General features: G+C 67.1%; 19 protein-coding genes and 3 pseudogenes. 11 read left to right on the top strand and 11 right to left on the bottom strand.

Translation table 11 applies throughout. The features are described 5' to 3' along the window. The first annotated feature begins 56 nt into the window (after window positions 1-56). Window positions 57-716: a glutathione S-transferase family protein gene (locus BAC01S_RS24265; protein WP_027797092.1), complete on the top strand. Its 660-nt coding sequence runs from the start codon at window positions 57-59 to the stop codon at window positions 714-716. 38 nt (window positions 717-754) lie between these two features. On the opposite strand, the pseudogene BAC01S_RS24260 reads toward BAC01S_RS24265, so the two are convergent. Then, window positions 755-1,282, bottom strand: a pseudogene (locus BAC01S_RS24260) (LytR/AlgR family response regulator transcription factor); the annotation flags it as partial. 15 nt (window positions 1,283-1,297) lie between these two features. Between BAC01S_RS24260 and BAC01S_RS34835 the strand changes: the two are divergent. Beyond that, window positions 1,298-1,525: pseudogene (locus BAC01S_RS34835) on the top strand (hypothetical protein); the annotation flags it as partial. A gap of 106 nt (window positions 1,526-1,631) precedes the next feature. Continuing rightward, the gene (locus tag BAC01S_RS24250) at window positions 1,632-2,300 is read left to right on the top strand and encodes an O-methyltransferase (protein WP_027797090.1); all 669 of its coding nucleotides are present in this window, start codon (window positions 1,632-1,634) and stop codon (window positions 2,298-2,300) included. Between the two features lie 27 nt (window positions 2,301-2,327). On the opposite strand, the gene BAC01S_RS24245 is transcribed toward BAC01S_RS24250, so the two are convergent. Continuing rightward, complete coding sequence (locus BAC01S_RS24245; RefSeq protein WP_027797089.1) at window positions 2,328-3,116, bottom strand: COG4705 family protein; 789 nt, start codon at window positions 3,114-3,116, stop codon at window positions 2,328-2,330. A gap of 208 nt (window positions 3,117-3,324) precedes the next feature. Here BAC01S_RS24245 and BAC01S_RS24240 point away from each other — a divergent pair, with 208 nt between their 5' ends. The 3 genes from BAC01S_RS24240 to BAC01S_RS24230 all read left to right on the top strand — a co-directional run bounded on the left by BAC01S_RS24240 (window position 3,325) and on the right by BAC01S_RS24230 (window position 6,647). Beyond that, window positions 3,325-3,987, top strand: a complete 663-nt coding sequence (locus BAC01S_RS24240) for a response regulator (protein ID WP_027797088.1) — start codon at window positions 3,325-3,327, stop codon at window positions 3,985-3,987. Beyond that, the gene (locus BAC01S_RS24235) at window positions 3,984-5,324 is read left to right on the top strand and encodes an ATP-binding protein (RefSeq protein ID WP_027797087.1); all 1,341 of its coding nucleotides are present in this window, start codon (window positions 3,984-3,986) and stop codon (window positions 5,322-5,324) included. Before BAC01S_RS24240 ends, BAC01S_RS24235 begins: the two co-directional genes overlap by 4 nt. 156 nt (window positions 5,325-5,480) lie before the next feature. Further along, a complete protein-coding gene (locus BAC01S_RS24230) occupies window positions 5,481-6,647 on the top strand; it encodes an alpha-hydroxy-acid oxidizing protein (protein WP_027797086.1) in 1,167 nt (388 codons plus the stop codon). 47 nt (window positions 6,648-6,694) lie between these two features. Here BAC01S_RS24230 and BAC01S_RS24225 read toward each other — a convergent pair whose 3' ends face one another. Continuing rightward, window positions 6,695-7,567: a LysR family transcriptional regulator gene (locus BAC01S_RS24225; RefSeq protein ID WP_027797085.1), complete on the bottom strand. Its 873-nt coding sequence runs from the start codon at window positions 7,565-7,567 to the stop codon at window positions 6,695-6,697. 132 nt (window positions 7,568-7,699) lie between these two features. On the opposite strand from BAC01S_RS24225, the gene BAC01S_RS24220 reads away from it, so the two are divergent. Beyond that, a complete protein-coding gene (locus BAC01S_RS24220; RefSeq protein WP_027797084.1) occupies window positions 7,700-9,160 on the top strand; it encodes an MFS transporter in 1,461 nt (486 codons plus the stop codon). A 19-nt stretch (window positions 9,161-9,179) separates the two neighbouring features. Here the strand turns inward: BAC01S_RS24220 and BAC01S_RS35695 are convergent. Next, window positions 9,180-9,308 (bottom strand): annotated as a pseudogene (locus tag BAC01S_RS35695) (LysR family transcriptional regulator); the annotation flags it as partial. Between the two features lie 255 nt (window positions 9,309-9,563). Further along, window positions 9,564-10,283 (bottom strand): GNAT family N-acetyltransferase, encoded by a 720-nt coding sequence (locus BAC01S_RS24215; protein WP_027797083.1) that lies wholly within the window; start codon window positions 10,281-10,283, stop codon window positions 9,564-9,566. Window positions 10,284-10,381: 98 nt separating this feature from the next. On the opposite strand from BAC01S_RS24215, the gene BAC01S_RS24210 reads away from it, so the two are divergent. Beyond that, on the top strand, window positions 10,382-11,344 hold the full coding sequence (locus BAC01S_RS24210; protein WP_027797082.1) for a GlxA family transcriptional regulator: 963 nt from the start codon (window positions 10,382-10,384) through the stop codon (window positions 11,342-11,344). Window positions 11,345-11,371: 27 nt separating this feature from the next. On the opposite strand, the gene BAC01S_RS24205 is transcribed toward BAC01S_RS24210, so the two are convergent. Beyond that, entirely contained in the window at window positions 11,372-12,940 is a 1,569-nt protein-coding gene (locus BAC01S_RS24205; protein ID WP_218001772.1) for an MFS transporter, read from the bottom strand. Here BAC01S_RS24205 and BAC01S_RS32450 point away from each other — a divergent pair. Continuing rightward, window positions 12,900-13,832 carry a LysR family transcriptional regulator gene (locus BAC01S_RS32450; protein WP_043203498.1) on the top strand — a complete coding sequence of 311 codons (933 nt, stop codon included), beginning with the start codon at window positions 12,900-12,902 and terminating at the stop codon, window positions 13,830-13,832. The genes BAC01S_RS24205 and BAC01S_RS32450 overlap by 41 nt on opposite strands. A gap of 20 nt (window positions 13,833-13,852) precedes the next feature. On the opposite strand, the gene BAC01S_RS24195 is transcribed toward BAC01S_RS32450, so the two are convergent. From BAC01S_RS24195 to BAC01S_RS24180, 4 genes are all read right to left on the bottom strand, one after another. After that, the gene (locus tag BAC01S_RS24195) at window positions 13,853-14,557 is read right to left on the bottom strand and encodes a hypothetical protein (RefSeq protein WP_027797080.1); all 705 of its coding nucleotides are present in this window, start codon (window positions 14,555-14,557) and stop codon (window positions 13,853-13,855) included. Between the two features lie 69 nt (window positions 14,558-14,626). Beyond that, a complete protein-coding gene (locus BAC01S_RS24190) occupies window positions 14,627-15,772 on the bottom strand; it encodes a WD40/YVTN/BNR-like repeat-containing protein (RefSeq protein ID WP_027797079.1) in 1,146 nt (381 codons plus the stop codon). 36 nt (window positions 15,773-15,808) lie between these two features. Then, window positions 15,809-16,078, bottom strand: coding sequence for a MoaD/ThiS family protein (locus BAC01S_RS24185; RefSeq protein ID WP_027797078.1), 270 nt, complete (start codon window positions 16,076-16,078; stop codon window positions 15,809-15,811). A 109-nt stretch (window positions 16,079-16,187) separates the two neighbouring features. Further along, window positions 16,188-16,826, bottom strand: coding sequence for an FMN-binding negative transcriptional regulator (locus tag BAC01S_RS24180; protein ID WP_027797077.1), 639 nt, complete (start codon window positions 16,824-16,826; stop codon window positions 16,188-16,190). A 123-nt stretch (window positions 16,827-16,949) separates the two neighbouring features. On the opposite strand from BAC01S_RS24180, the gene pdxR reads away from it, so the two are divergent. Both pdxR and BAC01S_RS24170 read left to right on the top strand, forming a co-directional pair. Further along, window positions 16,950-18,455 (top strand): MocR-like pyridoxine biosynthesis transcription factor PdxR, encoded by a 1,506-nt coding sequence (gene pdxR, locus BAC01S_RS24175; RefSeq protein WP_027797076.1) that lies wholly within the window; start codon window positions 16,950-16,952, stop codon window positions 18,453-18,455. A 222-nt stretch (window positions 18,456-18,677) separates the two neighbouring features. Then, on the top strand, window positions 18,678-19,859 hold the full coding sequence (locus tag BAC01S_RS24170) for an alpha/beta fold hydrolase (RefSeq protein WP_027797075.1): 1,182 nt from the start codon (window positions 18,678-18,680) through the stop codon (window positions 19,857-19,859). Here BAC01S_RS24170 and BAC01S_RS33395 read toward each other — a convergent pair. After that, window positions 19,856-22,174: a putative bifunctional diguanylate cyclase/phosphodiesterase gene (locus BAC01S_RS33395; protein ID WP_052408833.1), complete on the bottom strand. Its 2,319-nt coding sequence runs from the start codon at window positions 22,172-22,174 to the stop codon at window positions 19,856-19,858. The two genes, BAC01S_RS24170 and BAC01S_RS33395, sit on opposite strands and share 4 nt — an antisense overlap. Between the last annotated feature and the right edge of the window lie 56 nt (window positions 22,175-22,230).

The following is a 22,230-nucleotide window of genomic DNA, read 5'->3' as shown; positions in this document are numbered from 1 at the left end:
GGTGCGCGGCGCACCCCGACGACACCTCTTGAAGACATCGCCACGCGGAGACGCGCATGAGTCAGACGGAAACGACCTTGACGATCAGCAGCCGGAATTATTCGTCGTGGTCGATGCGGGGCTGGCTGCTGGCGAAGCTGGCGGGGCTGCCGTTCGAGACGGTGACCGTGCCCGTGGACGATCCCGCGGCGCGCGCGGAATTGCTGCTGCTCTCGCCTTCGATACTGGTGCCCTGCCTGCAGCACGACGGCATCAAGATCTGGGACACGCTCGCGATCTGCGAGTATCTGAACGAAGCATGTCCGGACGCCGGTTTGCTGCCGGCTAGGCGCAAGGCGCGCGCGCATTGCCGCTCGATCTGCGGCGAGATGCATTCGGGCTTTAGCGCATTGCGCTCGGCCTTGCCGATGAACCTGCGCGGCCACTTCCCCGACTTTCGCGTGTGGTCGCGGGCACAGAACGACATCGAGCGCATCGTGACGATCTGGCGCGAATGCTTTGCCGCTTACGGCGGCCCCTGGCTCTTTGGCGAGATCTGCGCGGCCGACGCCATGTATGCGCCCGTCGTCACGCGTCTTCTGACCTACGACGTGAAGCTCGACCGCGACATCGCCGACTACTGCATGCGCGTGCTCAAGCCGCCCTTCGTCGCCGAGTGGATCGCGGCGGCACGGTCGGAGACCGAAGATATCGACGAACTCGACGTCGAGTTCTAGGGTGCTTTCCAGAGCAACTTCGCGGGCTTACCTTCGTATTACATCTGCCTGAACTGCCCGGCATAGGCACGGCTCACGGGCAGCACCGCGGCCTCGTCGCGCAGGTGGATCTTCAGGCGTCCCATGAGATCGCGCTCCACGCGGTCGACGGCGGCGTACGCCACGATCACGCTGCGGTGAACCTGGGCAAACGACTCCGCATCGAGCCGTGGCAGAAGCTCCTTGAGCGGCGTGCGGATCACGTGCCGCGCCGTTGCCGTGACAACTTCGGTGTACTTGTCAGCGGCCTGGAAGTACAGCACGTCCTCGATGGAGACGAGCCGGGTGGTGTCGCCGGCACTCACGGTCAGCCAGCGCACCGGCGCCGTGTCGCGCGGCATCGGCATGAGCATGGGCGCGGAGGCGCTTGCCGCACCGCTCGCCTGCTCCTCTCGCTGCAGGCGCGCAATGCAGCGCAAGAGACGCGCGTCGGTCAAGGGCTTGAGCAGATAGTCGGCGGCGTTGCGGTCGAACGCTTCGACCGCGTAGTCGTCATGCGCCGTCACGAACACAACGCGTGCGTGGGGCCTTTCGGATTGCGAGTGCGCCTGCCTGGCGATCCTAGCCTGCTCGCCATGATCGTCCTGACATTTGCTGCGGAGTCCTTCATGCATTATGCCGTCGAGTCGGGGCAGCCGTGGGCGGCGACCGACGGCTTTTCGGCGCTGTCGTTCGCCTTGTGGGGCGTGCTCGTGGGCATGCCGCTCGGGCGCGCGCTCAACGTAGTGATGCGAAGCATCCAGTACGCGAACGGTGTGCGCGTGGGTTGAGCACGCGAACGGCGCGCTGGCGGCTTTCATCGCGCGTGCCGTCCTTTCTGCGCCTGCCGTGGCGCGTGCGGTAAGCTGGCGGCTCCCATTGCACAGGAGCCGAGCGATGAACGAGCAAACGTGGCACGCCGTGGACGAGTGGTTTTGTGAGCGACTCATCGGGTACGATCCGGCCCTGGACGATGCGCTTGCGGCCAGCGCGAAGGCCGGCCTGCGAGCCATCAACGTGGCGCCTAATCAGGGCAAATTCCTGTATCTGCTCGCCCGCATCCAGGGTGCGCGCCGGGTGCTGGAAATCGGCACGCTGGGCGGCTACAGCGCGATCTGGCTCGCCCGCGCGCTGCCTGCGGACGGCACACTCGTGACGCTGGAGGCCATGACCGCGAACGCCGCCGTGGCGCGTGCCAATCTCGCCGCGGCGGGCGTGAGCGACAAGGTCACGGTGGTCGAGGGGCTGGCGCTCGATTCGCTGGACCGCATGGTCGAAGAGGGCGTCGCGCCATTCGACTTCATCTTCATCGACGCGGACAAGAGCAACAACCCGCATTACCTCGAACGTGTGCTGAAGCTTTCGCGGCCCGGCACCGTGATCGTGGCCGACAACGTCGTGCGCGACGGGCGCGTGGCCGACGAAGCGCATCGTGACGACGACGTCGTGGGCGTGCGCCGCTACATCGACATGCTTGCGCACGACGCGCGGCTGGAAAGCAGCGCGGTGCAGACGGTGGGCGCCAAGGGGTGGGACGGATTCGCGATCACGGTCGTGAAGGCGTAGGCGCCGGCATTACAGGGACTAAGCGGATTAAGCGGAAGGCGCGCGCCGCGCGGCGCGTTGCGGGATCAGCACGACGCAGCCCACGATGAACACGATCAGGATGGCCGACGCGTAGAAGCGGCTGAAATCCAGCCCGCCTTGCGCGATCGGCTTGTCGAGCAGATCGCCGAGCGTGGCGCCAAGCGGGCGCGTGAGCACGAACGCGGCCCAGAAGAGGGCAGTGCGCGACACGCGCGGCCAGAGCCGCAGCAGCGCCACGATCACGAGCCCGGCGCCGAAAATGGCGGCGCCCATTTCGAAGCCGAGGCCGAGACCGCCGCGATCGTCGTCGGCCACCCAGTCGCCGAGCGCGGTGCCGAGCGTCTGCGAAAAGAGGATGGTGATCCAGTAGAACCATTCCGCGCGTGCGCTCACGACGCTCTCGACCGACACCGTGCCTTCGACGCGATACCAGACGGCGAGGCTCGCGACGAGCAGTGCGGCGACGAGCGAAACCCCGCCCGGATAGCCGACGCCGAGCGAGCGGTCGCAGAAGTCGGCGAGCGTCGTGCCGAGCGTGGTCGTCGCGACGATGGTGGCCCAGTACAGGAAGGGATAGAAGCGCTGTGCGCGGATCTGGCCCGAGACCAGGACGATGAAGCTCACGAGAAAGATCAGCGAACCGGCGAGATAGCCGAGGTTCAGCGACATCGTCACCCAGTCGCCGCCCGTTTCGCCGAGCGTGGTGGCTGCGATCTTGATGAGCCAGAAGCCGAGCGTGACCTCGGGAACCTTGCTGACGACATGACCGGCAAGACTTCGACTGCTGGAATGCATGGGGCGACTCCCTGTGGAACGTGCGGAGGAAACGAAACAGTCGCGCACTTTAAGCTGCCGGGGCTTAACGAACACTTAAGCGCGAGCACTCAAGCGGCGCCGGGGCATTGCCCGGGGTATAGCACGACGCATTCGCACGGCACGCAGCTTAAGCCCGACTTAAGCCGCAATACGGGAGAATACAGGGTTGCGATAAACGGGGAACGCCATGCGCCTCTTGCTGGTGGAAGACGACGAGATGATCGGCGAGACGGTGCTCGAGTCGATGCGGCGCGAAGGCTACGCGGTCGACTGGGCGCATGACGGGCGCGAGGCCGAGCTCTCGCTCGGCAGCGGCGTCTACGACCTCGTTCTGCTCGATCTGGGCCTGCCGAAGAAGGACGGCATCGCGGTGCTCACCGACTATCGCCTGCGCGACGGCGATGCGCCCGTGCTCGTGCTGACCGCGCGCGACGCGGTGAGCGAGCGCATCGGCGCTCTGGACGCCGGCGCCGACGACTACCTCATCAAGCCCTTCGACCTCGACGAACTCGCGGCCCGCGCCCGCGCGCTGCTGCGCCGGCGCACCGGGAAGAAGCAGCCTGTCTACACGCACGGCGCGCTGATGCTCGATCCGGCCGGCCATGAAGTGACGATGAACGGCGAGAACGTGGCGCTGCTGCCGCGCGAATTCGCGTTGCTGCGTGCCCTGATCGAGGAGCCCGCGCGGGTGTTTACGCGTGCCGAGCTCGAAGAGCGCATGTATGGCTGGGGGGAGGAAGTGGGCAGCAACACGATCGAAGTGCATGTGCACAGCTTGCGGCGCAAGCTGGGCGCCGAGCAGATCGTCACGGTGCGCGGCGTGGGCTACCGGCTCAAGAGGTGCGAATGAGCTCGATACGCCGCAAGCTGCTGGGCGGCCTGATCTGCGGGTTCGCCGTCGCTTCGGCGGTTTCCGCGTTCGGCATCTTTCACACGGCGCGCGAGGAGGCCAGCGAGCTGTTCGATTACGAGTTGCGCACGGTGGCGCTCTCGATGCCGGCGAATCTCGAAGCCGCGCGCAATGTCGAGCAACCCGACCCGGAATACGAAGGCATTGCCGACGACCGCATCCTGATCGAGATCTGGGACGACGCCGGGCGTCTCGTCTACCACTCGCGCATGGCGCCCACGCTGCCGCGCTACGTGAGCGGCATTCGCACGGTCGACCACGAGGAGAATCGCTGGCGCGTGTACGGCACGCAGCAGGCGGGGCGCTACGTGCAGGTCGCGCAACCGGTTTCGGTGCGCGACGGGCTCGCGCTCAGGCTCGCCCTGCATACCCTGTGGCCGTTCGCCCTGCTCGTGCCGGCGGCGATCGCGCTCGTGCTGCTCGTTGCGGCTCGCGGGCTCGCGCCTGTGAATGCGCTCTCCACGGCCCTCGCGACGCGCTCGCTCAACTCGCTCGAACCGTTGCACATCGACGGCAAAACGCCGGTCGAACTGCGGCCGCTCGTCGAGGCGCTGAACGATTTGCTGCAACGCCTGAGAATTGCTTCGCAGACCCAACGTAATTTCATTGCGGACGCGGCGCACGAGCTGCGCTCTCCGCTTGCCGCGCTCAAGCTCCAGCTTCAGGCCGCGCTGCGCGACGGCACGCTGAGCGGCGAGGCGCACACGCTCGAACGGGTTTCCATGCGGCTCAATCGCCTCATCCGGCTTGCGCAGCAGTTGCTCACGCTCGCGCGCGAGGACGCCGGCCCCGAGCGCGACGCGGCGCGCGTGAGCCTGCGCAGGCTCGCGGAACACGCGGTCGGCGACTTCTCGCTGCTGGCGGAGGAGAAGGGCATCGACCTCGGCCTCGAACACCGCGCGCCGGTCGCGCCGGACGACCCGTGCGACGTGCTCGCGGATGCACATGGACTCGCCACGCTCCTCGGCAACCTGATCGACAACGCGGTCCGCTATACCCCGCCGGGCGGCAAGGTCGATCTCGTGCTGACGCGCAGCGGCGATCGGCTCGGCTTTCAGGTGATCGACAACGGACCCGGCATTCCGGCGGGCGAACTCGAACGCGTGCTCGACCGCTTCTACCGCGGCAGCCATGTGCCTGGTACGGGCAGCGGGCTCGGGCTTTCCATTGCGTGGCGCATTGCGGAGCGCCAGGCCCTGACGCTGACGCTGCAGAACAACGCCGACGGGTCCGGCCTGACCGTCTCAGTGGAAGGGCTGGGCGCAGCCGGCGCCTGAGAGGGCGCAGGGCTTCCGACCGCGGCCGCGCTTCGTTCCCGCGGCCGCAGTTGTCGCCTACCCGACAGAATCCGCGCGGGATTACCGACATCATGCATCCACGCCTCCGGCCACGCGACGCAGCCGGAGATCGCCCACCCACTAGCGCAGGTGACCATGAAGCCATTCGGTGATTACCAGAACGAAATCTACGTCAAAGGCCTCCACGGCATTCGGCCGAATCTTCCCGTGGATTTCAAGCGGCTGGAGGAGCGGGCGGCCTCCGCCTTGCCGCCGTCGCTCCTGAGCTATGTGCAGGGCGGCTGCGGCGACGAGTCCACTCAGCGCCGCAATGTGGAGGCTTTCGCGGAGTGGGGGATCGTGCCGCGCATGCTGGTCGACACGCGCGAGCGCGACCTTTCCGTGGAGATGTTCGGCAAGCGCTACCCGTCCCCGCTGATGCTTTCGCCGATCGGCGTGATCGGCGCGTGCGCGCAGGATGGCCACGGCGATATTGCGACGGCGCAGGCCGCGGCGGAAGCCGGCGTGCCGATGATCGCCTCCACGCTGATGAACGATCCGCTCGAAGCCGTTGCGCAAGCGCTGGGCGAAGGCACGGCCTTCTTCCAGCTCTACACGCCCAAGGATCGCGATCTTGCCGCGAGCTTCGTGCGGCGCGCCGAGGCGGCCGGCTACAAGGGCATTGTCGTCACGCTCGACACCTGGCTCACGGGCTGGCGCCCGCGCGACCTCAACGACAGCAACTTTCCCCAACTGCGCGGCGTGGCGCTCGCCAATTACTTCTCGGATCCGCACTTCCGGGCCAGGCTCGCGGCGCCGCCGGAAGAGGATCTTGCCGGGGCCGTGCGCGAATGGGCGACGGTGTTCGGACAAACCGTCACCTGGGACGACCTCGCCTGGCTGAGATCCATCACGCGCTTGCCGCTGATCGTCAAAGGCATCCAGCATCCCGACGACGCCAGCCGCGCCATCGACACCGGCGTCGACGCGATCTACTGCTCGAACCATGGCGGTCGCCAGGCCAATGGCGGAATTGCGTCGATCGACCTTCTGTCTGCGCTCGTCGCGGCATGCGGCAAGGTTCCGGTCTGGTTCGATTCGGGCATCCGTTCGGGCACCGACGTCGTCAAGGCAATCGCGATGGGGGCCAGCATGGTCGGCCTCGGCCGGCCGTATGCCTATGGTCTCGCGCTGGGCGGCGCGGCCGGTGTCGTCCACGTGGTGCGGTCCATTCTCGCCGAAGCGGATCTGCTGATGGCGGTCGACGGCTTCCCCGATCTCGCCACGCTGCGTGCCGCAGGCGTGCGCCGCACGCGCCCGTAACAGCCGCCCGTAATACCCGCTGCCGGCCCGGCTCTCCTGGCCAGGCGTCACACCAGCAGTTGCCGTGACAGCACCTCTCTCGCCTGTGCCACCGCTTCCCGTTCGCTGGGATGCGGCGGCGTGAGCGAGAACACGGCTTCGGGCAGCGCCGGCAACCGGTACTTCGCACCCAGCCGCACGAGCCCATCCGGGATCGACGACGCGCAGAGACAGCCCACGCCGAGTCCGGCCGCGACCATCGACTGCAGGCCGGCCACGCCGGACGCGCTGTGCACGAGCTCGTAGGGCAGCGCTTTCTCTTCGAGCGAACGCACCGCCGTTTGATGCATCATGCAGTCGTCCGGCAGCAGCACGAGCGGCAGCCGCTCGGGCAACTGCTCCGCCAGCGCCGCCGACGCGACCCAGTAGACCGGCTCGCGCCGCAGGATCCACTGGGCGTCGCTGGCGACGGGCCGGTATGGCCCCGACGAGAGATTCATGACCACGCCGATATCGATCTGTCCCTTCGCCTGGGCGAGCTCGATTTCGGCGCTCTTCATCGCGCGCACGTGCAGGCTGAGCCGCGGGTAGCACTCGCGTAGCCGCGCGAGCAGGCCCGCTACCTCGTTGGGGCGGAAATACTCGGTGATTGCGACACGCAACTCGCCCTTGATCGCCTGACCGCGCAATTCGTCGAAGGCGGCCTCGTTGAGCGCCACGAGACGCCGCGCGTGCTCCAGCAGCCGCGCGCCCGAGGCCGTCGGCTCGACGCCGCGCTTGCTGCGCACGAAAAGCGGCACGCCCGCGCGCTCCTCGAGCTTGCGCACCTGCTCGCTGACCGTCGACTGCGACAGATGCAGCAGCGGCGCGGCCGCCGAGAGGCTGCCTGCCTCCGCCACCGCCGTGAAGGTCTTCAACTGGTCGAAATCGAAACCGCGCATCGCCCGCCTCATCCATCGGATTATGCGATGGATACTAACACCATTTCCCGCTTTTCCGGATCATGAGGCAAGACCAGAATAGCGTCTCGAATGCCCGCTCTCCCGGCGGGCCCGAGCATCGAGACTGCACTCATGACAAACAGCACCCTCGCCGCCCCCGCTCCGGCATGCGGCGCCACTACCGAAGCCGCGCGCAGCCATCACGGCTGGGCGCTGGTCGTCCTGCTGGTCGGCGCGATCCTGCCGCCAATCGACTACTTCATCGTGAACCTCGCGTTGCCGGCCATTCGCGACGGACTCGGCGCGCGTCCCGCCGAGCTGGAGCTGGTGGTCTCCGCGTACGCCTGCGCGAATGCCGTCATGCAGATCACAGGCGGCCGGCTGGGCGATCTGTACGGCCGCAGGCGCATCTTCATGATCGGCATGGCCGGCTTCGTGGTGGCTTCCACGCTGTGCGGGCTGGCCGGCAGCGGCGGCGTGCTGGTTGCCGGGCGTGTGCTCCAGGGCCTGTTCGCGGCCATCCTGGCGCCGCAGGTGCTCGCCACGATCCGCAGCGTCTTCACGCCGCACGAACAGGTGCGCGTCATGGGGTTTTACGGCTTCGTCTTCGGGCTGGCTGCCGTTATCGGTCAGCTTGGCGGCGGCGCGCTGATCAGCCTGCATCCTTTCGGGCTGGGCTGGCGCGCGATTTTCCTCGTCAATCTGCCGATCGGCCTGCTTGCGCTCCTCGGCAGCTGGCGCTTCATCCCGGAAAGCCGGCCGCCGCGCGGCCAGCGCATCGATCTGCCCGGCACGCTCCTGCTTTCGCTGTTCCTGCTGATGCTTGTCTATCCGCTCACGCGCGGACGGGAGGCCGGCTGGCCGCTCGGGATGCTGGCCTGCCTCGCCGGCTCGCTGCCGGTGCTGGGCTGGCTGCTGCGCGTGGAGTGGCGCCGGCTCGCGGCAGGCCACGATCCGTTGCTGGACCTGCGTCTTTTCCGCAACCCGGTTGTGGTGGTGGGCCTTGCGCTGGCGTTCCTGTTCTACACGATGAGCGCGTTCTTCCTGACCTATGGCATCTATCTGCAAGGTGGCCTGCACTGGTCGCCGCTCGCCTCGGGGCTCGCGATCCTGCCGTTCGGTCTGGGTTTTCTTTCGAGCCCGCTGCTGATGCCGCGGCTCGTTCACCGGTTCGGCGCCTACCGCGTGCTGACGCTGGGTTATGTGCTGCTGGCGGCGGGGCTGGCGACCGCTGCCGCGCTCGCCGGAAGCACGGCGCCCGGCTCGGGCTTCTACGTGGGGCTCGCTGCGATCGGCATGGGGCAGGGGCTCGTGATGCCGTCCGTGGTGCGGATCGTGCTGGCCGAGGTCGCGCCCGAGCGCGCGGGCGTGGCTTCGGGAATGGTGACGGCGACGCTGCAGATTGGCGCGGCCGTGGGGGCTGCCACGCTGGGCGGGGCGTTCTTCTCGACGCTTGGCGCACACCCCGCCGTGGCCGACTACGCGCATGCGTTCAGGACTACGATGTTTGTGCTCGTCGGCGTGCTGCTGGTGTGCGTGGCGCTTTCGCTCGCGCTGGGGCCGTTGCATCGGCGGTTGCACGGGCGGGGGTGATGCCGGAAGGCGCGGACTCCTGAAACAGATGTGCGCACATGAAGTCGACGAAGACGCGCAGCTTCGGCGAAAGCTGCCGGCTGGACGGCCACAGGATCGAGAACTGGCCGGGCGCGATCGGGTGCTGGCCGAGCACCGTGACGAGCGCGCAGCTTGCGGCGGGGAACCTGGCCGGTGCAGCCGCACGACTGCCGGGCCTCGCGCCCGCCGCACTGCGGGCCGCTTACCATGCGGCGTTTGGCCTTCTGCTCGATGGGCTCGCCGCGATCACGCCGCTGTGTGCGCTTGCCGCGTTTGCATTCCTGAGCCGCGTTCGTGTAGGGGACGAGGTGCCTCGCGAGCCGTCGCTCCATTCCGGGGTTTCCACCATGGAGCCGCTCCAGTGTGAGCGGCCGTCTCACGATCAACGCTGCGCCACGCCAAGCACCATGAGATGCATGGCGCGCCGCTCGACAAAGCCCAGCTTCTCGTAGAGCGCGATGGCGCCGCGATTCGACGCGACCACATGCAGGAAGGGCGTTTCTGCGCGCGCGGCGATGGCCGAGATGAGCCGCTTCATGAGACGCGCGGCAAGACCTTGTCCTCGAAAGGCCGGGTCCACGCAGACCGCGCTGATCTCGGTGAAGCCGTCGGGCTTGATGCGCTCGCCGGCCATCGCGGCGAGCTTGCCTTCGTGGCGCATGCCGATATAGGTGCCGAGTTCGATGGTGCGCGGACCGAAGGGGCCGGGCTGCGTTGCCGCCACGAGGGCGAGCATGTCGGGCACGTCCCCGGCAGTCAGCTTGACATGCGCCGGCTTGTCCTCGTGATCGGGCTCGCCCTGCCACACCATTTGCAGCAGTGTGTCGCGCCTCGTGATGGAGAACGCCGCGGGAGGCACGATCTCGTCCACGGTCACGAGGGCGGTCGGGCCGTGCCGCCCGGTGAGCGCGTGCAACGTCCTGAACGACTCGGGGCTGGTATCGGCCATTGCCCCGAACGGCGCAACCGTGCCCGTATAGCGCCGCACGCGGCCGTCGCCTTCCATGAAGGCGCCGTGTCTGCCGGTGAGCGCATTCCATATCGCATTGTCCAGCGGGTGCGCGGTGCCGGCTTTCTGTTCGGCGAGGGTCGTTTCCGCCATGCTGTTCTCCTGCATCGATCGTGTGGTGCAGCAAAGAATAGACGCAGACCGCCCGCGAAGGTAGCATCGCAAATGACATTATTCGAATCATTTACGCCATGCGTATCGTCGTGTTCCCTCTGGATGGCGTGTTCGACACGGGCCTCGCGGTGGTGCGCGACGCGTTCAGGATGGCGAATGGGCTCTTTGCGGTCGCGCATCCCGGCGAGCCGCCGCCATTCGAAGTCGAACTGGCCGGCCTGCGAACCCGCGTCAAGACGGCGCTTGGCGTGACGGTCGAAACCCACAAGGCGCGTACCGCGCAGCCGGCCGACTGGATCGTCGTTCCCGCGGTCAGCACCGTGACGCCCGAGACGCTGGCCGGGTTTCTCGATCGGCCCGCGGTGCGCGATGCCGGGGCGCAGCTGCGTGCCTGGCACGCCGGTGGCGCCCGCATCGCGGCGGCCTGCATCGGGACATTCATCCTCGCCGAATCGGGGTTGCTCGACACGGAGGAAGCCACGACGACCTGGTGGCTCAGTCCGCTCTTTCGCAGCCGCTACCCGAAGGTACGCCTCGACAAGGACCGCATGCTGGTCCCATCCGGGCCGTTCGTGACGGCCGGCGCGGCGATGGGACACCTCGATCTCGTACTCTGGCTGATTCGCCAGGCGAGCCCGGAGCTGGCGACGCTCGTGGCGCGGTACATGCTGGTCGACGGGCGGGTCTCGCAGGCGCCGTACATCATTCCCGATCACCTCGCGCACAGCGACCCGCTCATCGAGCGATTCGAGCGCTGGACGCGCGCGAACCTGGCGAGTGGCTTTTCGCTCCAGGAGGCGGCGAGTGCGCTCGCCACCAGCCCGCGGACGCTGCAAAGGCGCGCGGAAGCCGTGCTCGGCAAATCGCCGTTGTCGTATTTCCAGGACCGTCGGGTGGAGCGCGCGCGGCATCTGATCGAAACGAGCTCGATGGATCTGGATGCCATTGCCGCGGAAGTGGGCTATGCCGACGGCGCCACGCTGCGAACGCTGCTTCGCCGCAGGCTGGGGCGAGGGCTGCGGGAACTGCGGTCGGCGTGAGCGCGCGCGGCCGGTTCGGTTATCGAGTTATTCCTGTGCCTCCATTCCGGCAGCAACGTTAAGGCCAGGCCGAAGCGGTGCGAGGCGTATGAGTTGCCGTGGAAGACGCCACGCCGCAAGGCCGGCCATGAGTGCCACGCCGGCGACCACCCATAGCACCACGCTCAATGCGTCTTCAAACGCGGCCGTTCCCGATGCGGCGCCCGGGAGCGTGGTCCCGGCGTGACGCATGGCGCCCGAAAAGATCGCATCGAGCACCGACACGCCGAGGGCGCCCGCCACCGACCTGAACATGACCGGGCTCGCCGTTGCCACGCCCAGCATGGTTGGGCAAACCGATCGCTGCGCCACTACGGTGACGAGCGGAAACAGGATTCCGAGACCGGCACCCAACGGCGCGAGGCACGCGGCAAGCGCGAACACAGGAGCGCCATGGCTGGCGAGCGCAAACGCCAGCGCCGCCAGGGCGACGAAGATCAGCCCGCACGCCGTTGTCGCCAACCGGCGTACTCGCCCGGCGGCGGTGAGAAAACGGCCGCCGGCGGCCGAGCCGAGCGTAATGCCGGTCGTCAGCGCCATCAGATGCCATCCGGACGCGGTCGGGGTCAACATGCGCGCGGACTGGAAATACAGCGGCATGAACACGACAACGGCAAAGAGCGCGATGCCCGACGCCGCGCTCAGCACGTTCGCCACCACATAGGAAGGATGCCGAAACGGTTCGAGCGGAAGAAGCGCATTGGGCGCACGCGCCTGAAGCCGGATAAAGACCGCAGCCAGGGCGATACCCGCCAGTACGCAGCCGGCCTGGCCCACGCCCGGCGCCACGTTGCGGGACGTTCCCACGATGATGCACACGAGGGATGCGGTCAACAGCAGCGCACCGCGGTAATCCATGCCGCCGGCCTGTATCGGGCGCGTGCGGGGCAGCGTGAAATTGAGGACTGCGATGGCGAGCAGCGCCGCGGGGACATTGAAAAAAAACGCCCATCGCCACGAACCGTATTGCACGAGGACGCCGCCCAATACCGGTCCCGCCATGGTCGAAAGGCTGAACGCCGCGCCGAGCAGCCCTTGTAGCCGAAAGCGCAGCGGCGGATCGAAGAGACGCGCCACCGAGGTCATGGCCAGCGTCATGAACGCGCCTCCCCCCGCACCCTGAAGTCCGCGCGCCAACACGAGTTCCACGGCGCTGCTGCTCGCGCCGCAGAGAACCGAGCCCGCCAGAAAGATCGACGCGGCCGCAAGCAGAGCCGGCTTGCTGCCCCACTGATCGGCGAGCTTTCCGTATAGCGGCACCGCGACAGTCGATGTGATCAGGTAGGCCGAGAATATCCACGCAATGTCGCTCGAGCCGCGAAGGTCGCGTTGAATGCCGGGAAGGACCGTCGATACGACGGTCTGATCGAGCGCGGCCAGTACAACGAGGCTGAGGAAGGCGAGGAACGTCGCGGCCAGCGGAAGCGCGGTGTCGGGTCTCGTAGTCATGGGCGCCAGTGTTGTACGATGGCCCACATTTGACCAGTGCAATGTTCTTAATCGATACCTGCACGAAATGAACAAACTCGACCTGAATCTGCTCTGCGCGCTCGACACGCTGCTCAGTACCGGCAGCGTGAGCGAGGCGGCGGAACGCATGCACCTCAGCGCACCGGCGATGAGCCATACGCTCGCGCGCATTCGCGAGGCGCTAGGCGATCCGATCCTCGTGCGCGCCGGCCAGCGCCTCATTCCCACGCAGCGCGCGCTGGAACTGCGGGAGCCCGTGCGCCGGCTCGTCGCCGAGGCGCGGCAACTCATGCTGCCCGCGGACGGGCCGCAACTATCGTCTATGCGCCGCGAATTCGTCGTGCGTGCGATGGACAGCTTTCCCGTGGTGTTCGGCGCGCAGTTGCTGGCGGCGGTGCGGCAGGCCATGCCGCTTGCCACCGTGCGCTTCGTGCCTGAACTCGACGGCGATGTCATGGCGCTGCGCGAGGGTCGCGTCGACCTCGACATCGGGACCTTGTACGATCGCAGCCCGGAGATCCACACGGAACTGCTACTCGAACAGCACATCGTAGGAGCCGTGAGGGCAGGACACCCGCTGGCCCGCTCGCGGGCCACGCTCAAGCGCTTCGCCGCCTCGCAGCACGTTGCCGTGCTGCAGCGCGGACAAAGCCGCGACGTGCTGGACCGCGCGCTGGCCGAAGCCGGGATCGTGCGCGAGGTTGCGTTGACGGTGCCGACCGCCTACGGCTCGCTGATGGCGGCGGCACAGTCGGACCTGGTTGCGTGCGCGGCGGAGCCCATGGTGCGCAATGTCGAAAAGAGCCTCGGAATCGCGATGTTCCGGCTGCCGGTGGCCGTGCCGGTCGAGCAGATCGTGCAGGGGTGGCATCCGCGCGCCGATGCCGACCCGGCGCTTCGATGCCTGCGCGTATGCATTCGCGGCCTCGTTACGCGCAGAAGCCAGCGGCAATCGGCCGGGTCAGCGCCGGCTTCATAGTCCGCCCTATGTAGCCCGTCCTATAGCGGCTTCCCAAGCTTCGCGTCGCAATTCCAGCTTGTATTGCGTAGCTTTGCGACTTGCGCGACGGGCGGGCTGCGCCACCCGGCGGGCACCTTGCAGACATGCCGCGCGGGGCGCTTCGACGACGCATTGTCGTCGTCGGGCGGATCGTAGTTGTCCTGTATGTCGCCGGTGAGGAAGTTGATGCTCAGATGGAATTCGCCGCCGCCGTCCGCGGCGCTGTGCGTATCCGTAGCGTCGTTGTCCCATCCCGCCACGATCCATTGGCCGTCGCGTATGGTCAGACGCCATGTCTCGGTCCATTGCAGCGGACCGCCGCCGCCTGCGTTCTGCACGATCAGGGAACCGTGGCCGCTGGCGAGCGGCTGAAACGGATCGCCATTCACGCCGCCGTCGTTCGGGCCCAGCGCGACGGAGTCGTTCGAGAGCACCGGCTTGCCGTCGACGAAAACGCGCAGGCGGCGCGGTCCGTCGTTGTGCGGGCGCAGCACGTCGACGCAGGCATTGACCGGGCTCGTCGAGCCGAACGTGCCGCGCAGACTGTCGTCGAGCACGTAGCCCGCATCGACCCTGGAACACGGTGCTTTGGCGGCGTGCGCTTGCGAAGCGGCGGCGGCAATCAGCGCGAGGGACGCGAGCCATAGCGCCGTGCCGTGTGCCGCATGGTTCAGGAGTCCGGGCAATCGCGGGAAATGGCGCATATGGCGTCGTTCTGGTCGTGGAGGCGACACATCATATAACGCCGTGCGCCGCCCGGCCGGCTGCGCGCCTCAACCAAACCGGACGCAATACACCGGCGGCAAATGCGCTGAAATCAGATGCCAGTTCTCCCCGCCGTCGTCGGACGTCCATAGCGCGCCGGTGGTCGACCCCATGGCGAGGTGCGCGCCGGAGTCGTCGATCGCGAGTCCGTGCCGGTACACGAGGTCGTAAGCGGGCGCGGGCGGCAAGCCGCTCGAGAAGCGCTCGAAGGTGCGGCCGCCGTCGCGCGTGCGCGTGACAACGAACTGGCCGTTCACGGGAATCCGGTACTGGTCTTTCACGGCGGGCACGAACCACGCGGTATCGGGCTCGCGCGGGTGCACGGCCACCGCGAAGCCGAAGCTCGAAGGTTGCGCTTCGATCCGCTGCCAGCGCATCGCTCCGTTGGTCGAGCGGAAAATCCCGCAGTGATGCTGCGTCCAGAGTACGTCGGGATTGGCGGGGCATTGCACGACGCGGTGGGGATCCTGCACGTTGCCCTCGCCGCGCCGCTCCGGCGGCATGTAGTCGGCTTCCATGCCTTCGGCGTTCAGGTGCCAGGTCGCGCCGCTGTCGAAGGTCTGCCAGACGCCGCCGCTCGATACGCCTATCGTCACGTGCCGGCTGTCGCGCGGATCGACCAGCACGGAATGGATGCCCGGCCAGTCGTAGCCGCCGCCGGCCCATTCGCGGCGCTCCGGACGATCCCATAGCGGGCGGTTGAGCGTCCAGCTATCGCCCGCGTTGTCGGAGCGGAAGAGGCCGCCGGGTATCGTGCCGGCCCACAGGACGCCTGGCTCGTCCGGCCCGCCCGTTTCGAGCGACCAGATCTGGTGAAGCGTCCAGGCGAGCGGCGGGCCCGACGGATCGGTGTCCTTATCATCTGCGCCGGGGTTCGCGCCGTTGTCGGCAAGCGGATCGCCGGCGGGCTGCGGCGGATAAACGGGCACCGCGCACTCTTCCCAATCCGCCGCGCCTGCGCGCCGGCGATGCAGTTTTACGCCGAAGTGGCCGAGATTGAGCGCGGCGTACAGCGATCCGTCGCGCGCATCGTGCAGCACCATGCTCACCGGTTCGCCGACGAAATGCGGGTCGCCGAGCGTCCAGCCGCCGTGGCTATCGGTATGCAGAACGAACAGCCCTTTGCGGGTTGCGACGAGCAATCGATCGTTCATGTCGAGTGTCTCCTCGAATGCAGCCTTGATGTCCCTTTATCCGCCCGACAGTGCCTGCACGACGTACACGCGGCTCTGCTCGCCGAGCGAATCGGACAGATGCTGGCGGTCGCGCACCGGGCGGCCATCCACGAACACGGACAGATGCTTGCGCAGCGAGCCCTGGTCGTCGAGGATGTAGCCGCGCAGCCGGGGTTGCGCTACAAATACGGTCTCGAGCGCTTCGCCGAGCGTGCGTGCGTCCACTTCGCGCTCGGGCGTTGCGACATGCCGCTGAATCGAGGCTGCGAAGAAGATGTGCGCCATGATGAGCCCGCGCGGAGCGGCCGCGTTCGCCGGTTCTGTAGTGTAGGCGATTTCCGCGCGCGCTTCGCTTCGGTGAGGGAGTGGCCGTCGGCTCCCCGCCTGCGGTTCGCTATTCCGGCTTCCTGGCGGCCTCGGCGAGCATGGCATCGCCAATCGGTGACGCTCCGCTTGCCTTGAGCGCCTCGGCGGCCCCGCGAATATCGCGGGTTTCCTTGTTCTGGCTGAGTTTGCTCTTGCCGACGAGTCGCGTGATCTCGATCTGCAGGCCGACGATGGCCTTGAGCATCGTATCGATATAGTCCTGGGGAGCGTCCCCCATCTTCCAGGGTTTCGGCAGCGATGCCTCGTGCGTGCGCGTCAGGCGGCTGACCACGCCGCGCACATAGCGCTCGTCGTCGAGGATCGCGATGCGTCCATGCGCGTGGACGACCTGGTAATTCCAGGTGGGGACCTGCTTGTGCGTTTCGTGCTTGCTCGGATACCAGTTCGGCGAAATGTAGGCGTCCCCGGCCCGGAAAATCACCAGTACCTCGTCGCCGTTCGCCGCGTCCTGCCATACCGGATTGGCCCGCGCGACGTGCGCGCGCAGCACGCCCAGCTCGCCTTCTTCGGCGGCCAGTTCGAACGGGATGTGATTGGCGTCGAGCCCGCTTTGGCCGTGCGTGACCAGTGTGCCAAACGGGTGTTGGGCGATGAGGGTGTGCAGCACTTCCTTGCGGGTTTCGGCGAAATGAGCGGGTACGTACATGCGAATGCCTCTGGCTGGCGGAATGAACGGGACGATGGACCGGCACGGCAACGGGTTCAAGTTTGCCCGAAAAGTGGTTTATCCTGTAGATCCAGTTTATTCAATTCTTGATGAGCCAGAATCATGGCGAGAACGGCGCGAATTGCGGAGATGCCGTCATTCGGTGCGCTCGACCGCACCGCGGGCCATCTGAGCCGCCAGGTTGCCGAGGCGTTGCGGGCGGCGGTGCGTAAAAACGATCTCGCGGCGGGCGATGCGTTACCGTCCACGCGTTCGCTTGCCGCTTCGCTTCGCGTGGCTCGCGGCACGGTGATCGACGCCTACGCGCAATTGATCGCCGAGGGCTTTCTCGAATCGAAGGCGGGCGCGGGAACCCGCGTCGCGCAGGCGCTGGCCCGGCCACAGCCGGCCGGCGAATCCCGCGCGACCGGCGCACGTGCGACATCGGAACCCGGCCTGTCCGAACGGGCCGAGGTATTCGCGCAGATTGCGCGAGAGTTCCGGCCGCTGGAGCCGATACCTTTCGCCATATCGGTGCCGACCGGTTTGACCGCGCCCGCCGACACCTGGCGCCGCCTCGGCAACCGGCTGCGCGCGAGGGGGCCCGGCGCGCCGACCGGATATGCGGATCCGCTTGGCGCACTAACGCTGCGCGAAGCGATTGCCGCCTACGTGCGCAAGTCCCGCTCGGTGCGCTGCGAAGCGGATCAGGTCGTGGTGACGAGCGGAACCCAGCAGGGACTCTTTCTCGCGAGCCAGGTCCTGCTGGGGCCGCGCGATCAGGCGTGGGTGGAGAACCCCGCCTATCGCGGCGTTACCGCCATTCTGGAGAGCATGGGCCACCGTGACGGCATGGTGCGGGTTCCCGTCGACGCCGAAGGTCTCGACGTGGAGGCCGGTCTGCGCATGGCGCCGCAAGCGCGCGCGGCATTCGTCACGCCGTCCCACCAGTATCCGCTGGGTATGCCCTTGAGCATGGCCCGGCGCACGGCGCTGCTGGCCTGGGCGCGGGCCGGCAACGCCCGGGTGGTCGAGGACGACTACGACAGCGAACTGCGATACGAAGGCTACCCGTTCCCGGCGCTTCAGGGCCTGGACCCGGACCGCGTGATTTACCTCGGCACCTTCAGCAAGATCTTGTTTCCCTCGCTGAGGCTGGGCTACGCGATTGTCCCGCGCGGTCTTGTCGACGCCTTCTGCGGGGCGCGCGTGCTCATGGACCGCCATCCTCCCACCGCCGATCAGCACGTGCTGGCCGCCTTCATGGCGGAGGGGCATCTCGAACGTCATATCCGAAAAGTCCGCAACGTGTATGCGGAGCATCGCATTCAGTTGATCAGGACGCTTGGCGAGCTGTTGCCCGAGGATCTGGCCTGGATCGAACCCGGCGATCAGGGCATGCATCTGGTGCTGTGGCTCGCAGACCGTTTCGACGACCGCCGGGTCGTTCAGCGGGCGGCCCAGAACGGCGTGGCGGTGCGGGCGGTGTCGCCGATGTTCGCGCGCGGCACCGCGCGCCCCGGGCTCATACTCGGCTTTGGCGGATTCGGCCGTGCGCAGATGGAGGAGGCGGCGCGGCGACTCGCGGCGGTTATCGTCGAGGCGGCGTTGCGCGGGGCGGAAAAGTAAGGACGCCATTAAAACAGGGAAGCTCGGCCTCGTCGCCCGGTGTTGCCCGGCGCAACCGTTCCCGCGATCACAGGTTCAATTCGATCATTTCATGATCGACTGTCGATAAAGAACAGCGAATTATCAATTCAGTCGACCGAGTCTACGATGCTCTTACGGTTTGGGGTCGCCCCGGCCACTTCGCTTTCGTGCCGCCGGCACATCAGACCAGGGAGCATGGCAATGTATATCCAGACGAACGGCCCGAGAATCCACGTGAGAGACCAGGGCGACGGCGAACTCGCGCTCGTGTTTTTGCACTATTGGGGCGGATCGTCCCGCACGTGGGATGGTGTCATAGGGCAGCTATCGGACCGCTACCGCACCGTCGCCGTCGACCATCGCGGCTGGGGCGATTCGGAGGCGCCTGCGCAGGGCTACGCGATCGCGGATCTCGCCAACGACGCGCGGGACGTTATCGAAGCGCTCGATCTGCGGCGCTATGTGCTGGTCGGCCACTCGATGGGCGGCAAGGTCGCGCAACTGCTCGCGTCGCGTCGGCCGCGCGGGCTGGCGGGTGTCGTGCTCGTCGCGCCTTCGCCGCCGTCGCCGATGGCGCTGCCTGCCGGGCAGCGCGCCGCGATGGCCGCAGCCTATGAGTCGCGCGAATCCGTCGGCCGGGTGCTCGACCACGTGCTCACGGCGAACCGGCTCGAGCCCGCGCTGCGCGAGCAGGTCGTGGCCGACAGTCTGCGCGGCGCGCCACAAGCCAAGGCCGCGTGGCCCGGTGCCGGCATGCTCGAAGACATCGCGGGCGAGGTGGGTGCGATCGACGTGCCCGTTGTCGTGATCGCCGGCGAGCTCGATCAGGTCGACCGCGTCGAGACCTTGCGCAAGGAACTGTTGCCGCGCATTGCGGGCGCGAGCCTGCACGTCCTGCCGGGTGTCGGGCATTTGTCGCCGCTGGAGGCGCCCGCCGCGCTCGCGGCGCTGATCCGGCAGTTCGTCGGCAAACGGGAAGCGGGCGGACCCGGGACGCCCGAGCAGGTTCCCGCGGCCTTTGACGCCGCGTTCAACGCCGGCGACGTCGACGGCATGCTGGCCGTGTTCAGCGAGAACGCGACCATGCGGATGGCCGACGGCAAAAGTATGGCGAGCGGCCATGACGCGTTGCGTACGCAGTTCTCAGGACTCCTGCAGGCAGGCCCTCGTATTCACAACGAGGTACGGCGCTCGCTGGTCAGCGGCAACGTGGCGCTGGTTCTGATGGACTGGACCGTGACCGTGGCATTACCGGATGGGCGCGAGGCCCGCCAGCGCGGCACGGCGACTCAGGTGATGGTGCGCGGCGGCGACGGCGTGTGGAAACTGGCCATTTCGAATCCGCTCGGCGTCGCCGAAGCCGCGGAAGAGGCCGTGGTCTAGCCCGGTTCGCTCGCGCACGAGCGTTGCGCGTGGGCCGCGCGTGCCGCGTTTGTCTCTGCCCAGCACCGAAAGTCCGCGGGCGGCAACGGCGGCGAGAACAGATAGCCTTGATACAGATGGCAGCCGTGCTGGCCCAGAAAATCGCGCTGCGCCGCCGTTTCCACTCCCTCGGCCGTAACGGTCAGCTTCAGGACGTCGCCGATGTTGATCAGGGTTTGGGCGAGGGACTCTGCCTTGGCGTCGCCGCCGATTCCCTGCACGAAACTCTTGTCGATTTTCAGTTCCTTGACGGCGAAGCGCCGCAGGTAACTGAGGGACGAGTACCCCGTGCCGAAGTCGTCTATCGAAAACGCCACGCCGAGCGCGTGAACCGCGTCGAGCGACTTGCGAACGTCCTCGGCCGACTCGTCGAACAGCACCCGTTCGGTCATCTCGAGCGTCAGGTCCTCAGGCGTCAACCCGTGGGCCAGAAGGGTGCGCGCGACAAATTCCGGGTAATCAGGACGTCTGAAGTCTGCCGCACAGACGTTGACCGACAGGTTGGGGACGATCACGCCGGCCGCGCGCCACTCGGCAAGCTGCCGGCAGGCTTCGCCCATCACCCATGCGTCCATCTCCGCGATCAGGCCGCTTTCCTCGGCGATGGCGATGAAGCGGTCCGGCGCAACCTGGCCGTGCTTGTCGCTGTGCCAGCGCGCCAGGGCTTCCGCGCCGCGCAATATGCCCGCGGCGTCGACCTTGGGCTGGTAGGCCACGCTCAGCGCGTTGCTTCGCAAGGCGCGCTGCAGGGCGATTTCCAGTTCGAGGTGCTCTTTCGCCTGACGCTCGTATTCCGGCGCATAGAACCGCACCTGGTTGCGTCCCGCGCTCTTGGCCTGGTACATCGCCAGGTCGGCATTGCGCAGCAGCGCATCGGTGTCCTGTCCATCGTGCGGATAGATCGCGATGCCGATACTGGCGCTGATCGTGATGCCGGTATCGTGCTTCGAGTTGATGACGATGGGCCGATACACGTCGTTCAGAATGCGCCCGGCGATCTGGGTGGCCTTGAGCACGTCGCTGCGCTGCAGGATCGCGAGGAATTCGTCCCCGCCAAGGCGTCCGATCACGTCGTCGGCCTGGACATGCTCGCGCAGCCGCCGGCCGATCTCGCTCAACACTTCGTCGCCGACGGCATGGCCCTGCGTGTCGTTCACGCGCTTGAAACGGTCCAGATCGATGAACAGCGTCGCGAAGCTCGCTGCGTCGCGGCTGTGATTCGTCAGCACGCGCAGGGACTCTCTTTGAAGCAGCGCCCGGTTCGGCAAACCCGTCAGCGAATCGAACCACGCGAGCTGCCGCAACTGGCACTCCATCGCCAGCCGCTTGCGCAACTGGCGGGCGAACATGAGCGACAGCGAAATGAAGAACGCGTCGAGAATCACGGTGACGGCGCCGATGGCCATCGCCCGCTTGCGCCATCCCGCGTAGATGTCTCCGGTTGCGAGGCCGACCACCACGATCAGCGGATAACTGCCGATTCTCCGGAAGCTGTAGAGACGCTCGACGTGGTCGAGCACCGCAATGTCGATATAGGTGCCGTGGTCCGATTGCACGAGCGGATCGAGCGAATGGCCCTTCGCCAGTGAACTGCCGATATCGCCCGCATGGAACGGGTATCGCATCAGGACGGTGCCGTCCGTGCGTAACAGCGTGATGGTCCCGTGCCGGCCGAGTATCGAGCCTTCGAACAGATGGCGGAAGTAGTTCAGCCGCAGCGTGCCGGCAACGATGCCGGCGAACTGGCCATTCCCGTCGTCGAGCCGGCGGCTCAGCGCGATTTCCGGCTGAGGGGGATCGCTCGTGTGCGACAGGAATGGCTCGCTGAGAAAGAGGCCCGCATGTTTCTGCTGACGCTGAATCTGAAAGTAGTCGCGCTCGCTTACGTTGGGCTTGAGCGAGTCCAGCGAACGAGAGCCGAAGACGATCGTGCCCGCGGCGTCCGTCGCGAACAGGACGCCGGGTTCCTTCGCGTTGGAGATCGTGCTGAACGCGATCAGCTGCCGGGTTTCCGGGGAAAGACCGGAAAGGCTCGGCGTCTGGATGGTCATCGCCACGTCGTGCATGGCGAGCTGGTAGATGTCGAGATTGCGCTCGGTCTCCTTTTGCAGCGAGATCACGAGGTTTTCCGCCGCGTCGCGCGCCTGCGCCATCGCGTCGAGGCGCATTTCGTACAACGAGACGACCGTGACCGCCGTGGTGGCGAGCGTGATCCCGATGCCGGCCAGAACGAACAGCATCGGCCTCGCGAGCAACGAGCTTGCAATACGAATCATGGTCTTCCGGAATGCTCGAAGAAGCTATCTGTATGTAAGCAGGCGCTTCATGACTT

This window comes from Paraburkholderia acidipaludis NBRC 101816 (genome assembly GCF_000684975.1).
GTDB classification, from domain to species: Bacteria; Pseudomonadota; Gammaproteobacteria; order Burkholderiales; family Burkholderiaceae; genus Paraburkholderia; species Paraburkholderia acidipaludis.
Note: the sequence above shows the minus strand (reverse complement) of the source record. Positions and strands in the feature narration are given on the sequence as shown.

Coding starts and splice junctions, on each gene's coding strand:
- BAC01S_RS24225 (WP_027797085.1), bottom strand. CDS start 7,567: ATGCGCGGTTTCGATTTCGACCAGTTGAAGACCTTCACGGCGGTGGCG.
- pdxR (WP_027797076.1), top strand. CDS start 16,950: ATGGCGAGAACGGCGCGAATTGCGGAGATGCCGTCATTCGGTGCGCTC.
- BAC01S_RS24230 (WP_027797086.1), top strand. CDS start 5,481: ATGAAGCCATTCGGTGATTACCAGAACGAAATCTACGTCAAAGGCCTC.
- BAC01S_RS24210 (WP_027797082.1), top strand. CDS start 10,382: ATGCGTATCGTCGTGTTCCCTCTGGATGGCGTGTTCGACACGGGCCTC.
- BAC01S_RS24180 (WP_027797077.1), bottom strand. CDS start 16,826: ATGTACGTACCCGCTCATTTCGCCGAAACCCGCAAGGAAGTGCTGCAC.
- BAC01S_RS24190 (WP_027797079.1), bottom strand. CDS start 15,772: ATGAACGATCGATTGCTCGTCGCAACCCGCAAAGGGCTGTTCGTTCTG.
- BAC01S_RS24215 (WP_027797083.1), bottom strand. CDS start 10,283: ATGGCGGAAACGACCCTCGCCGAACAGAAAGCCGGCACCGCGCACCCG.
- BAC01S_RS24235 (WP_027797087.1), top strand. CDS start 3,984: ATGAGCTCGATACGCCGCAAGCTGCTGGGCGGCCTGATCTGCGGGTTC.
- BAC01S_RS32450 (WP_043203498.1), top strand. CDS start 12,900: ATGAACAAACTCGACCTGAATCTGCTCTGCGCGCTCGACACGCTGCTC.
- BAC01S_RS24265 (WP_027797092.1), top strand. CDS start 57: ATGAGTCAGACGGAAACGACCTTGACGATCAGCAGCCGGAATTATTCG.
- BAC01S_RS24240 (WP_027797088.1), top strand. CDS start 3,325: ATGCGCCTCTTGCTGGTGGAAGACGACGAGATGATCGGCGAGACGGTG.
- BAC01S_RS24245 (WP_027797089.1), bottom strand. CDS start 3,116: ATGCATTCCAGCAGTCGAAGTCTTGCCGGTCATGTCGTCAGCAAGGTT.
- BAC01S_RS24220 (WP_027797084.1), top strand. CDS start 7,700: ATGACAAACAGCACCCTCGCCGCCCCCGCTCCGGCATGCGGCGCCACT.
- BAC01S_RS24195 (WP_027797080.1), bottom strand. CDS start 14,557: ATGCGCCATTTCCCGCGATTGCCCGGACTCCTGAACCATGCGGCACAC.
- BAC01S_RS24170 (WP_027797075.1), top strand. CDS start 18,678: ATGTATATCCAGACGAACGGCCCGAGAATCCACGTGAGAGACCAGGGC.
- BAC01S_RS24185 (WP_027797078.1), bottom strand. CDS start 16,078: ATGGCGCACATCTTCTTCGCAGCCTCGATTCAGCGGCATGTCGCAACG.
- BAC01S_RS24250 (WP_027797090.1), top strand. CDS start 1,632: ATGAACGAGCAAACGTGGCACGCCGTGGACGAGTGGTTTTGTGAGCGA.
- BAC01S_RS33395 (WP_052408833.1), bottom strand. CDS start 22,174: ATGATTCGTATTGCAAGCTCGTTGCTCGCGAGGCCGATGCTGTTCGTT.